The organism is Nonomuraea sp. NPDC052129 (genome assembly GCF_040680095.1).
GTDB lineage: Bacteria > Actinomycetota > Actinomycetes > Streptosporangiales > Streptosporangiaceae > Nonomuraea.
The window spans coordinates 429824-443033 of record NZ_JBFAVX010000003.1 but is presented as its reverse complement, the minus strand read 5'-3'; the positions used below and the strand labels follow the sequence as shown (position 1 = coordinate 443033).

Here is a 13210-nt window from a genome sequence, read left to right as displayed (position 1 = left end):
TGCGAGACGATCTCATCATGCCTCCGGAGGTCGCATGCCCCCCACGCGTGGCCGTCCCATCGCCATCAAGCTCCTCATCCTGCTGATCGTCCCGCTCACGTCATTGGTCGGCCTGTGGGCCTTCGCGGCGACACTGACCGGCGGCGACGGCCTGCGCCTGCTGGAGATCAACGATCTGGTGACGAACCTGGCCGACCCGTCCGAGCAGATCAACGTCGAGCTCCAGAACGAGCGGCTGGCCTCCGTCGAGTTCCTGACGACCAAGCGCGGCACCGCCCAGCTGGCCAGGCAACGCGCCCAGACGGACAAGGCCGTCGCGGACTTCCGCAAGCTGGCCGGCGACCAGCAGGCCATCTCGTCCGGGATGGCCGTGCAGCTCAGAGCCCTGTACGACCAGCTCGACGCGCTACCCGCGATCCGCCGCCAGGTCGACGGCGGGAACCCCGCCCCGCTCGACGTGATCGACGGCTACAGCCAGATCGCCGACGCCTCCTTCCGCATGTACGACGCGATGATCCTCATGCCGGACATGACGCTCTACCGGCAGGCCCGCGCCGTCACCATGCTGGGCGAGGCCAAGGACCTGCTGTCGAGAGAGCGGGCGATCATCGCCGTAGTGCTGGACAGGGGCAAGGCGACCACCCTTGAGCGCCGGGAGTTCACCGGCATGGTCGCCACCAGGCGCCTGCTCTACACCCAGGCGCTGTCCCACCTCGACCCCGCGCTGCGCGGGCCGTACGAGCAGCTGGTCTCCTCGCCCGCCTACCGCGAGTTCATGCGCGCGGAGGACGCCATCATGGGCCAGGCCACCACGAACGGCCTGCCCGCCACGGCGGCCACCTGGCCCGTCGACGCGAGCAACCTGTGGACGGCCGTCGATCGCAACCAGCGCCAGGCCGTACGGGAGATCACGCAGCGCGTCACGCCCACGGCCGTCAACGTGCTGATCAAGATCGGCGTGGCGGGCGGCGTCGGCCTGCTCGCGGTCCTCGCCTCCATCCTGCTGTCACTCCGCTTCCGCGGCCGCCTGGTACGCGAGCTCGCCGGGCTCCGCGACGCCGCCACCGAGCTGGCGGAGGTACGCCTGGTGGCGCTGGTCAAGCGGCTGCGTACGAACGTCGGCGCGCCGACGCCCGACGAGCTGCCGCCGCTGGAGGTGAAGACGGACACCAGCGAGGTGCTCGACATCGTGCAGGCGTTCAACAACGTGCAGGCCACGGCCGTGACGGCGGCGCTGAGCCAGGCCAGGCTGCGGCACGGCGTCAGCCAGGTCTTCGTCAACCTGGCCCGGCGCAACCAGACGCTGCTCCACCGCCAGCTGCTGCAGCTCGACAGCATGGAACGCGGCGCGGAGGAGCCCGAGACGCTCGGCGACCTGTTCAAGCTCGACCACCTCACGACCCGCATGCGCAGGCACGCGGAGAGCCTCATCATCCTGTCCGACCAGGCGCCCGGTCGGGGCTGGCGCAACCCGGTGCCGATCCACGACGTGCTGCGCGCGGCCGTGGCCGAGGTCGAGGAGTATCCGCGGGTCGAGGTGCTGCAGCCGCCGCCCGTCTCCCTGGTCGGCTCGGCGGTCACCGACGTCGCCCACCTGATGGCCGAGCTGATCGAGAACGCCACCCTCTTCTCGCCGCCGCAGACCCGGGTGGACCTGCGGACCACGATCACCCCGCACGGAGTGATCGTCGAGGTCGAGGACCGCGGTCTCGGCCTGACCAGGGTCGAGCTCGACGAGCTCAACACGCGGCTGGCCGAGATGCCGGAGTTCGACCTGGCGCAGAGTGATCAGCTGGGGCTGTTCGTGGTGGCCAGGCTGGCGGCCCGGAACGGGATCAAGGTCACGCTGGACGTCTCGCCGTACGGGGGGCTCACCGCGCTTGTCAGCCTCCCCGCCGACCTGCTGGCCGACCAGCCCGTACCCGCCTGAGGACTCCCCTACAGGGAGCTAAAGGTCCAGGAACGGGTCGCTGAAGTGGGCGGTGGCCAGGACCGCGCGCTCGGCCCGCAGCGCGCCGAGCACCTCGGCGCGGGTGGCGGCCGCCGCCGCCTGGTCGTCGTCGTAGACATAACGGACGCTCGGATCGGCCAGCTGCGCCGGGTGCAGCACCAGGTCGCCGGTCATCGCCAGCTCGCCCAGCCGGACGATCTGGTGGCCTGGGGTGTGCCCTGGGGTGAGCTGGACGCGTACGCCCGGCGCGACCTGAAAGTCGCCGTCGACCACCTGCAACTGGCCCTTGATGGGAGTGACGATCTGGTCGAGCATCGCGCCATGGGCCGCGTCGACCTCGGCCTGCTGGAGAACGTACCTGGCGTTCTCGAACAGCGGCCGGCCGTCCGCGACCGCGCCACTGGCGTGGTCGCTGTGCAGGTGCGTGAGGATCACGGTGCCGACGTCGGCCGGTTCGACGCCGACGGCGGCCAGCTCACCGGGCAATGTCCCCGGCACCGGCGCCCAGCTCGACGCCGGTGAGTCTGCGGCGCCGATGCCGGTGTCGACCAGGGTGACCCGGCCCGCCCGGTCACGTAGCAGGTAACAGTGGAAGTGCAGAATCCACGGCTCGTCCGCGAGCCCTCCCCCCGGGAACATCTCGGTGAGCGGGCGACGGATCGCCGGGCCCATGGGACCCACGGCGTCGCAGAGAGGCGTCACTTCGACGCCGGAGATCGTGCGCGGTTTGTGTGGCATTCGCCCAGATTAGGCGGCCACGCGCTGGCGCGGAACGTACTCGTTCTCGACGTCGGCGGCGTAGACGGCGCGGCTGCAGTGGGCGCACCGGTAGATGATCGGGCCCTCATCGAGCTCGTTGTGACACCGCGGGCAACGGGTGCTGGTCTTCATCGTGATCCCCCCAAGGAGTTCGTGGTTCTATGAAAGCCTCATCGGATTGCAGCGGCCCTGCATCTCACTTGACAGGTTGCCGGTGCATTGATGGGCGATCTGTGTCGTCGTGCACACCTGCTGCGGGTAATTCGCAGCACTCCGGCACCGAGAAGAACATTGTTACGCCGCACCCCCGGCGGCGAGGCGGAAGAGCCGAGAACCCCCCGGGAATAGCCCAAGCGGGCTAGGTGTTGTATGGGCCGGAACGTGTGATACGTTGCCAGCGGCGTTGAGCTTCCAGCTCCGCCACTTCCCCTATAGCCCGCCCTGGTGTTCCCGGGCCCGGCTCATTCTTCACACTCGCCGGCTTTCTTCGGCGGTGCCCTCGAGGAGGGTTCATCATGTCTGTTCAAACCATTCCCAAACCGCGCTCCGGTGCGCCCATTCGGCAGGTCAGTGGTCTGCTCGACGTGCGGGAGAAGGGCGCCTTCATCCGCGCGGGACACCTGCCCGGCCCCGACGACGTCCGCGTGCCGCCCGACCGGGTCAAGCAGCTCGGTCTGCGCCCCGGCGACCACGTCGTCGCCACCGTCGCGGGCGGCAAACCGGTCGAGGTCGAGTCCGTCAACGGCACCGCCGACTGGCGGCACCGCCCGCACTTCGCGGACCTGATCCCGATCCACCCCACCGAACGCCTGCGCATCGAGACCGAGTCGCTCAGCACCCGCGTCATCGACCTGTTCGCGCCCATCGGCAAGGGCCAGCGCGGGCTCATCGTGGCCCCGCCCAAAGCCGGCAAGACCATGGTCATGCAGGCGCTCGCGGCGGCCATCGCGCGCAATCACCCGGAGACGCACCTCATGGTCGTGCTCGTCGGCGAGCGGCCGGAAGAGGTCACGGAGATGCGCGCCTCCATCAAAGGCGAGGTCTTCTACTCGACCTTCGACCACCCCGACCGCGACCACACCGCCGTCGCCGAGCTGGCCATCGAACGCGCCAAGCGCCTCGTGGAGAACGGCGAGGACGTCGTGGTACTGCTCGACTCGCTGACGCGGCTCGGGCGCGCGTACAACAACCTGGCCCCCGGCGGGGGCCGCGTGCTCACCGGCGGCATCGACGCCACCGCGCTCTACCCGCCGAAGCGCTTCTTCGGCTCCGCGCGCAACGTAGAGGGCGGCGGCTCCCTGACGATCCTGGCCACCGTGCTGGTGGACACCGGGTCGCGCATGGACAACAGCCTGTACGAGGAGTTCAAGGGCACCGGGAACATGGAGGTGCACCTGGCCCGCGACCTGGCCGAACGACGCCTCTTCCCCGCGGTCGACCTGGGCATCTCCGGTACCCGCCGAGAGGAGATCCTGCTGCCGGCCGGCGAGCGGCAGGTGATCTGGAAGCTGCGCCGGATGCTCGGCGCGCTCGATCGGCAGCAGGGGCTGGAGCTGCTGGTCGGCAAGCTCCGCGAGACACCCTCCAACGCGGCATTCCTGCTTGAGGCCGGCGCCTGACCCCCTGGCGCGTCAGGTCCCCCCGGGCCATGACAATGGGCGCATGCTTGCTGACATCATCAAATACCTGGCCTGCCCCGTCTGTGCCCGTGAGATGTGGTTGGCGGGTGACACGCTCCGCTGCGCCGAAGGCCATGCGTACGACGTGGCCAAGCAGGGCTACGTGAGCCTCCTGGTCGGCTCGCGGACGCCGGGAACGGCTGACAGCGCGGCGATGGTGGCGGCGCGGGCCGAGTTCCTGGGAACCGGACACTACGCTCCACTCGCCGACGCGCTCGCCGAGAGTGTGCGGTTGAGGATATTCGGCGCCAATGGCCGGGATGACGATGCTTTCCGTAGGGATAGGTTCTCGGCACTGCCGGACGCGGCGGCCGAGAAGGCGTACCGTAGTGCCGCAGTGGCTCGTGGAGCAGGGACGGCGTGGCAGGACGCCGATCACGCGCCGGAGCCCGTGATCGTTGATGCCGGAGCCGGGACCGGTTACTACCTGGCGACGGTGCTGAGAGCGGTGGACCGTGGCATCGGGATGGCATTCGACGTTTCCAAGCACGCCGTGCGGCGTGCCGCTCGGTCACATCCGAGGGCGGGGGCCTTCGTGGCCGACGTGTGGCGGCCGTTGCCCATCAGGGACGGGGTGGCCGATGTGGTGATCGACGTGTTCGCGCCACGGAACGGTCCCGAGTTCCGGCGCATTCTGCGGCCTGGCGGCGCGGTGGTCGTCGTGACCCCCGCTAAGGCGCATCTGAGCCCGCTCGTCGAGGAGCTGGGGCTGCTCTCCGTCGACGAGGAGAAGGAGCGGCGGCTGGCCAGGAGCCTGGAAGGCTTCGAGGAGACCGAGCGGCGGACGGTCGAGTTCGATCTGAAGCTGGGGCCTGACGAGGTCGCCGGCGTGGTGGGGATGGGGCCGAGCGCGTGGCACACTGAGCCGACCGAGTTGGCGGAGCGGATTTCCAGCTTTCTGTCACGGTTTGCTGTGAAAAAGCGGGAAAAAGTGGCGGCCAAGGCCGCGTTCCACCTGTCTATCTTCGAGGCCCCGCCGCGATCAAGGGCTGTTCCTTGACGGACATCTGAGACTCGTGTTAATGATGGGGCATTTAGTCCGAAATTCCCCCACATTCCCGGAGTATTTCCGCGAGACAAGCGCAATACTGGACGGCAACCCACGCCCGGAGGCGGGGCGAGAGGGAGGGGGGCGCGCCGGATGAAGGCCGAGGAACGCTGGCAGGCCAGGTTCCGAGCGTCGCGCATGACGTTGCCCTCCTGGGCACGGCTGGCCCCGAACCGCTCGATCTATCGCTCCAACGCCACCGGCACCTGGGAGGTCTACGCCTGGGATCGCGCCAGCGGCGCCAACCGCCAGGTGACCGACCGGCCCAAGGGCACGGCCCACGCCGCGATCGACCCCACCGGCCAGTGGATCTACTGGTTCGCCGACACCGAGGGCGACGAGTTCGGCGTGTGGTGGCGCCAGCCGTTCACCGGCGGCCCCGACGAGCAGGTCGCTCCCGACCTGGAGGCCGGCCAGCCGGGCGGCATCGCCCTGTCCATGGCGGGCCACGCGGCGATCAGCCTGGCCAGCGAGGGTTCGTTCAGGATCCATCTGGTACGGCCCGGCGAACCGTCTCGCCTGCTGTACGAGCACGCCGAGGCGGCCTGGGTAGCCGACATGTCCCTCGACGGCTCACTTATCGCGATAAATCATGCCGAGTATGGCGACTTCCGTCATCCGGCGCTGCGCGTCGTACGCCCGAACGGCGACGTCGTCGGCGAGCTCTACGACGGCCCCGACAAGGGCGTGATCGGCCTCAAGTTCGCCCCGGTGCCGGGCGACCGCCGCATGCTCGCCCTGCACGAGCGCCGCCAACGTCAGGCTCCCCTGGTCTGGGACCCGGCGACTGACGAGCAGCGCGAGATCTGGATGAAGGACTCCGGCGAGCTGACCGCCAGCTGGTACGACGACGGCCGCGGCCTGCTGATCCTGCGCGACAACCGCGCCCGCAGCTACCTGCACCGCTACGACCTCGCGGGCGGCGGGCTGACCCTGCTCGAGACACCCCACGGCGTGATCGACGCCGCGGCCCCGCGCCCCGGCGGCAACGTCGAGTACTCCTGGTCCAGCGCCTCCCGGCCACCGGTGATCCGCTCCAGCAACGGCCAGGTCGTGCTCAACTCCAGCGGCCCCTCCGCTCCGCCGAGCGTGCCCGTCGAAGACCTCGACGTGCCCGGCCCCGGCGGCAGGATCCACGCGCTGGTCTCCCGTCCCGAGTCCGGCGCCGCGCCGTTCCCGACCGTCTTCCTGCTGCACGGCGGCCCGACGACGCACGACCGCGACGCCTTCTCCCCCGAGGTCGCGGCCTGGGTGGACGCCGGCTTCGCGGTGGTGCGGGTCAACTACCGCGGTTCGACCGGCTACGGCTCGGCCTGGCGCGACGCGCTCCACAGCGACATCGGCCACATCGAGCTGGCCGACGTCGCCGCCGTACGCGAGCACGTCGTGGAGCGCGGCATCGCCGACCCCGCCAGGATGCTGCTGACGGGCACCGCCTGGGGCGGCTACCTCACGCTGCTCGGCCTCGGCACCCAGCCCGAGCTGTGGACGGCCGGCATCGCGGCGGTGCCCATCGCCTGCCACGAGACCTCCTACGAGGACGAGGCCGAGAGCCTGCGCGCCTACCACCGCGCGCTGCTGGGCGGCTCGCCCGACGAGCAGCCCGAACGCTATGCGGCCAGCTCCCCGATCACGTACGTGGACCGGGTGGAAAGCCCGGTGCTGATCCTGGCCGGCGAGAACGACAGCCGCTGCCCGCTGCGGCAGATCGAGAAGTATGTGGCGAAACTGGCTGAGCACGGGCGGGAGCATGAGGTTTACGCCTACGACGCCATCCGTGGCTCGCTGGTCATGTCCGAACGGATCGCGCAAATCGCGCTACAGCTTGAATTCGCCCGCAAGCATGTAAATCCACACTGATAATCGACAATTCGCCAAGTCGGCGGTCAGCTAGAAATGGCCCATGAGGGTCAGTGGCGCACCCATGAGGTCAGCGGGCGCGGAGGACCACGATCGCGAGGTCGTCCGCACTCGGCTCCGTGGCGAAGTCGGCCGCCCCTCGACGGATCCGCTCGGCCACCGCGCGGGCCGACAGCCCGGCGCACTCGGCGAGCAGCTTGGCCAGCCCGCTGTCGTCGTCGAGCAGCCGCCCGCCCGAGCGCCGCTCCGTCACCCCATCGGTCACCGCCAGCAGCACGTCACCGTGGTCGAGATGCAGCGTGTCGGCCTCGAACACCACCTCGTGGAAGACCCCGAGCAGCGACTGCGGGGTCGTCACCGTCTCGACCACGCCGCTCGGCTTGAGGCGCAGCGCCTCGGGATGGCCCGCCGACACCAGGCGTACCTCAAGACCGGTCGGCACCGGCGTGATGTCACCGTGCAGCAGCGTGAGGAACCTGGCCCGCTCGCCCTCCTCCAAGATCGCCTGGTTGAGGCGGCCGAGCACCGCTGCCACCCCGTAGCCCTCGCGGGCGAGCAGGCGCAGCGTGTGGCGGGCCAGGCCCGTCACGGCGGCGGCCTCCGGGCCGGTGCCGCACACGTCGCCGATCGCGAACCGCCAGGAGTCGTCGCCGGCCTTGAACAGGTCGTAGAAGTCGCCCCCGACCTCGTTGGCCTCGCCGGCGGGCTCGTACACGACGCCGTAGTCGAGGCCGGGCACCTCGGGCTCGTTCGGCGGGAGCAGGCTGCGCTGGAGCGCCCGGTTGGCCGCGGCCTGCTGGGCGTAGACGCGGGCGTTGTCGGTGGCCAGCGCGGCCCGCCTGGCGATGTCCTCGGCGAACTGGATGACCTCGTCGGGGAAGCGGTCGGGCCGGCCCAGGCACATCATGCCCAGGCCCCGGCCGCGCGCGGTCAGCGGGACCGCGAGCACCTGCGAGTCGGCCAGGTGGACGGTGGAGGTGACATGAGCGTCGGCGATCATCGCGTCCATGTCGCCCAGCTGCTCGCGCAGCCCGTCGATCCTGGCCTCGTCGGCGTGCCAGAGGTAGACCAGCCGCAGCGGTCCGACAGCGGTGTCAGAGGTGTAGACGGCGCACCAGCTCGCCAGTCGCGGCACCACGATCTGGGCGATGATGGCGGGCACCATGTCGGGGTCGAGAGTGCCCGCGAGCAGGTCACTCGCGTCAGCCAGGAACCCCAACCAATGCGGCCCTCTGGCGCTCTCCTCCAGCCATTCGGATGCCACTCTGTCCGTCGAGCCGGGTAGCGTGAGTCTTGCCCAATGGACACGAGAATCACCTGCGAAGGTGATTCCCCACTCCTCCACCCCCACAGACGGAGCCTTCGGGTCGCCCTGCGAGGTGCTCCGCTGTCTCAACTCGACCTGTACGGCGTCACCAAAATGCTTCCAGATGACTTCGAACGGCTCGTCCACCACCTGTTGTGCCAGGTCACCCGCGACCTGCTCGGCCAGATGCAGCACGCTGCCGACTGCCCACGCGGTCATCACCTCACGGGTGAACCTCATCGCAGCCGTCACGGCGGTGTCGCCGGGCGCGAACGTAGCGGCCAGCACCGCATGGGGAGTAGCAGTCATCGCATCGTGCCTACCACACTTCCTGCTGACTTGGGGTAAATCCAAGGACGCGACTATGAGCTACTCATCGTGACAGACTTGACTCACTCGCGGTGGCACCCCGGGAGTGAAGGAGGCCCCATGACAACGGCCAAGGCCGCATTGAGCTCTGAGGAGAGGACTTACACCGAGTCGGATCTCGTCCCGATCCTGGAGACCCTCTTCTCCTGGCGCGACGGCGACTTCCGCCGCCGGGTCCCGCATGCCCCGGCCGGCATCCTCAGTGAAGTGCGGTTGCTGCTCAACGAAGTGGCCGATCGTCGCGAACATCTCGCCAACGAGCTGGTGCGCGTACGCAAGGAAGTTGTCAAGGAGGGCCGCTTCGGCGAGCGGCTGACGCCGGGGCCGGGAGTCGGCGCCTGGGCGGAGAGCGTCGAGTCGGTCAACATGTTGATCGACGCCCTGGTGAGCCCGGTGAGCGGTGCCGCCGACGTGATCGACGCGGTGGCCAAGGGCGACCTGTCGCGGCGGATCGACCTCGACCGCTCGGCCCGCGGCGAGGTGCGCCGCCTGGGCAAGGCGATCAACGGCATGGTCGACCAGCTCGCGCTGTTCAACTCCGAGGTCACGCGGGTGGCCAGGGAGGCCGGCACCGAGGGCCGGCTGGGTGGCGGTGCCAACCTGCGCGGCATGTCCGGCAGCTGGCGCGACCTCACCGAGGCCGTCAACACGATGTCCTCCCGGGTGGCCGCGCAGGTGCGTGACATCGCGGTCGTGACCACCGCCGTGGCCAAGGGCGACCTGAGCCGCAAGGTGACGGTCGACGCCGTGGGCGAGATGTTCGAGCTCAAGAACACCGTCAACACGATGGTGGACCAGCTTTCCGGCTTCGCCGAGGAGGTCACCCGAGTCGCCCGCGAGGTGGGCACACAGGGCCAGCTCGGCGGCCAGGCCCGGGTGTCGGGCGTGTCGGGCGTCTGGAAAGACCTCACCGACAACGTCAACTTCATGGCCAACAACCTCACCAGCCAAGTACGCAGCATCGCGACCGTGGCCACGGCGGTGGCCCAGGGCAACCTGTCGAAGAAGATCACCGTCGACGCGGAGGGCGAGATCCTCCAGCTCAAGGACACCCTCAACACGATGGTCGACCAGCTGTCGTCCTTCGCCGACGAGGTGACCCGCGTGGCGCGCGAGGTCGGCACCGAGGGCAAGCTGGGCGGACGCGCCGAGGTGAAGGGCGTGTCGGGCGTCTGGAAGGACCTCACCGACAACGTCAACTCCATGGCGTACAACCTGACCTATCAGGTACGCAACATCGCCCAGGTGACGACGGCCGTGGCCAACGGCGACCTCACCCGCAAGATCGACGTGGACGCCCAGGGCGAGATCCTGGAGCTCAAGTCGACCATGAACACGATGGTCGAGCAGCTGTCGTCGTTCGCCTCCGAGGTGACCCGAGTCGCCCGCGAGGTGGGCACCGAGGGGCAGCTGGGCGGCCAGGCACAGGTACGCGGTGTCTCCGGGGTCTGGAAGGACCTCACGGAGAACGTCAACTCCATGGCCAACAACCTGACCTCCCAGGTGCGCCAGATAGCGGCGGTCTCCTCCGCGGTGGCCCAGGGTGACCTGTCGAAGAAGATCACCGTCGACGCGCAGGGCGAGATCCTCCAGCTCAAGGACACCCTCAACACGATGGTCGACCAGCTGTCGTCCTTCGCCGACGAGGTGACCCGAGTCGCCCGCGAGGTCGGCACGCAGGGCCAGCTCGGCGGCCAGGCCCGGGTGCAGGGCGTGTCGGGCGTCTGGAAGGACCTCACCGACAACGTCAACTTCATGGCCAACAACCTGACCTACCAGGTGCGCAACATCGCCGAGGTGACCACCGCGGTCGCCAACGGCGACCTCACCCGCAAGATCGACGTGGACGCCCAGGGCGAGATCCTGGCGCTCAAGACCACCATCAACCGGATGGTCGACCAACTGTCCTCGTTCGCCTCCGAGGTGACCCGAGTCGCCCGCGAGGTGGGCTCCGAAGGCCAGCTCGGCGGCCAGGCGCGGGTCGAGGGCGTGGAAGGCACCTGGAAGCGGCTCACCGAGAGCGTCAACGAGCTGGCCGGCAACCTCACCACGCAGGTACGCGCGATCGCCACCGTGACCAGCGCCGTGGCCAGGGGCGACCTGACCCGTTCGATCGCCGTCGAGGCGCAGGGCGAGCTGGCGGAGCTCAAGGACAACATCAACTCGATGGTGGCCAACCTCCGCGAGACCACCCAGGCCAACCAGGAGCAAGACTGGCTCAAGTCCAACCTGGCCCGTATCTCCCGGCTCATGCAGGGCCACCGCGACCTGTTCGAGGTGGCCAAGCTGACGATGAGCGAGCTGACACCGCTGGTGTCGGCCCGCTATGGCGCCTTCTACGGCGTCGATCCCGAGGGCGAGCACGAGCTGCTGCTGATCGGCGGCTACGGCGTACGCCCCGACCGCGGCCCGCGCCAGCGCTTCGCGGTCGGTGAGGGCATCGTCGGCCAGGCCGCGGCCCAGGGCAGGCACATCGTCCTCGACGACGTGCCGCCACGGTTCATCACCATCGACAGCGGCCTCAGCCAGTCGACGCCCGCGCAGATCGTCGTACTCCCGATCTTGTTCGAGAACCGCGTCCTGGGCGTGCTGGAGCTGGCCTCCTTCACCCCGTTCGGCGAGGTGCACCTCGACTTCCTGACCCAGCTCGTCGAGACCATCGGCGTCACGATGAACACCATCATCGCCAACTCGCGGACCGAAGACCTGCTGACGGAGTCGCAGCGACTCACCCGCGAGCTGCAGGAACGTTCGGACGAGCTGCAGCGCCAGCAGGAGGAGCTGCGCAGGTCCAACGCCGAGCTTGAGGACAAGGCGGCGCTGCTGGCCAAGCAGAACCGCGCCATCGAGATCCAGAACTTCCAGATCGAGCAGGCCCGCCGCACGCTGGAGGAGCGCGCCGAGCAGCTGGCCGTGTCCTCGCGCTACAAGTCCGAGTTCCTCGCGAACATGTCCCACGAGCTGCGCACGCCGCTCAACAGCCTGCTCGTGCTGGCCAAGCTGCTGACCGAGAACGCCGAGGGCAACCTGACCTCGCAGCAGGTCGAGTTCGCCAGGACGATCCACGGCGCGGGCTCCGCGCTGCTCCAGCTGATCAACGACATGCTCGACCTGTCCAAGGTCGAGGCCGGCCGGATGGACATCCATCCGATCCAGGTGTCGCTGCCGAAGATGGTCGACCTCCTGGAGGCGGCGTTCGCGCCGCTGGCCCAGGACAAGGGGCTGGCGTTCGCCGTCGAGGTGGACAGCGACGTGCCGCAGGAGCTGCGCGCCGACGAGCAGCGCCTGCAGCAGGTGCTGCGCAACCTGCTGTCCAACGCGGTGAAGTTCACCCCGAAGGGCGAGGTCAAGCTGCGGGTCACGCCGGTGCCGGCGGGGGTCCAGTTCGACGACGACACCCTGCACGGCGCCCACGACCTGCTGGCCTTCCAGGTGATCGACACCGGCATCGGCATCGCGCCCGACAAGCGCGAGGTCATCTTCGAGGCGTTCAGGCAGGCCGACGGCACCACCAGCCGCAAGTACGGCGGCACCGGGCTGGGCCTGTCGATCTGCCGCAAGATCGCCAGGCTGCTCGGCGGTGAGATCCACGTCGACAGCGAGCTGGGCAAGGGGAGCACGTTCACCCTTTACCTGCCGGCCTCCTACACCGGCCCGCTGGCCGAGACCGACAGCGACGCCGTGGTCGAGCGCAGGCAACTGCTCGCCGTGCCGGTCGAGGAGACGGCGGCCGCGCTGCACGAACCGCCGATGCCGCTCGACCTGCCACTGCCCGAGCTGATCGAGCCGCCCGCCGAGACCAGCCAGTGGCACGGCGACGACCCGCTCAACGGCGCGAAGATCCTCATCGTCGACGACGACATCCGCAACGTGTTCGCCCTCACCAGCGTCCTCGAACGGCATGGCTCCACGGTCGTCTACGCTGAAAACGGCCGGGAAGGAATCGAACAGCTCGAACGGAACGAGGACGTCGCTCTCGTGCTGATGGACATCATGATGCCGGAGATGGACGGCTGGGCCACGACCTCGGCCATCAGGCGCATGCCGCAGTTCGCCGATCTCCCGATCATCGCGTTGACCGCCAAGGTCATGCGGGGCGATCGCGAGAAGAGCATCGCCTCGGGCGCGTCCGACTACGTACCCAAGCCCGTCGACGTCGACCGGCTGCTCGAACGGCTGCGCGGTTGGCTCGGCCGGGGGCGGTCGACCGGCGAGTCCACCGCCGAAGGGGCGTGATC

At 69.2% G+C, this 13210-nt stretch carries 7 protein-coding genes and 1 pseudogene; 5 read left to right on the top strand and 3 right to left on the bottom strand.

Annotated features, from left to right (window positions below):
* Positions 1-34 precede the first annotated feature (34 nt).
* On the top strand, positions 35-1930 hold the full coding sequence (locus AB0L53_RS10145; RefSeq protein WP_363992617.1) for a nitrate- and nitrite sensing domain-containing protein: 1896 nt from the start codon (positions 35-37) through the stop codon (positions 1928-1930).
* An 18-nt stretch (positions 1931-1948) separates the two neighbouring features.
* Here the strand turns inward: AB0L53_RS10145 and AB0L53_RS10140 are convergent, their stop codons facing one another.
* Positions 1949-2689: an MBL fold metallo-hydrolase gene (locus AB0L53_RS10140; RefSeq protein ID WP_363992615.1), complete on the bottom strand. Its 741-nt coding sequence runs from the start codon at positions 2687-2689 to the stop codon at positions 1949-1951.
* Positions 2690-2698: 9 nt separating this feature from the next.
* Positions 2699-2842: a hypothetical protein gene (locus tag AB0L53_RS10135; RefSeq protein WP_357653584.1), complete on the bottom strand. Its 144-nt coding sequence runs from the start codon at positions 2840-2842 to the stop codon at positions 2699-2701.
* Between the two features lie 434 nt (positions 2843-3276).
* On the opposite strand from AB0L53_RS10135, the pseudogene rho reads away from it, so the two are divergent.
* The 3 genes and pseudogenes from rho to AB0L53_RS10120 all read left to right on the top strand — a co-directional run.
* Positions 3277-4329: pseudogene (gene rho, locus AB0L53_RS10130) on the top strand (transcription termination factor Rho); the annotation flags it as partial.
* 43 nt (positions 4330-4372) lie between these two features.
* A complete protein-coding gene (locus AB0L53_RS10125; protein WP_363992613.1) occupies positions 4373-5389 on the top strand; it encodes a putative RNA methyltransferase in 1017 nt (338 codons plus the stop codon).
* A 141-nt stretch (positions 5390-5530) separates the two neighbouring features.
* On the top strand, positions 5531-7297 hold the full coding sequence (locus AB0L53_RS10120) for a prolyl oligopeptidase family serine peptidase (RefSeq protein ID WP_363992611.1): 1767 nt from the start codon (positions 5531-5533) through the stop codon (positions 7295-7297).
* A 70-nt stretch (positions 7298-7367) separates the two neighbouring features.
* Here AB0L53_RS10120 and AB0L53_RS10115 read toward each other — a convergent pair whose 3' ends face one another.
* Positions 7368-8912, bottom strand: a complete 1545-nt coding sequence (locus AB0L53_RS10115) for a GAF domain-containing SpoIIE family protein phosphatase (RefSeq protein ID WP_363992609.1) — start codon at positions 8910-8912, stop codon at positions 7368-7370.
* A 120-nt stretch (positions 8913-9032) separates the two neighbouring features.
* On the opposite strand from AB0L53_RS10115, the gene AB0L53_RS10110 reads away from it, so the two are divergent.
* Positions 9033-13208, top strand: coding sequence for a HAMP domain-containing protein (locus tag AB0L53_RS10110; RefSeq protein ID WP_363992607.1), 4176 nt, complete (start codon positions 9033-9035; stop codon positions 13206-13208).
* Positions 13209-13210: the final 2 nt, after the last annotated feature.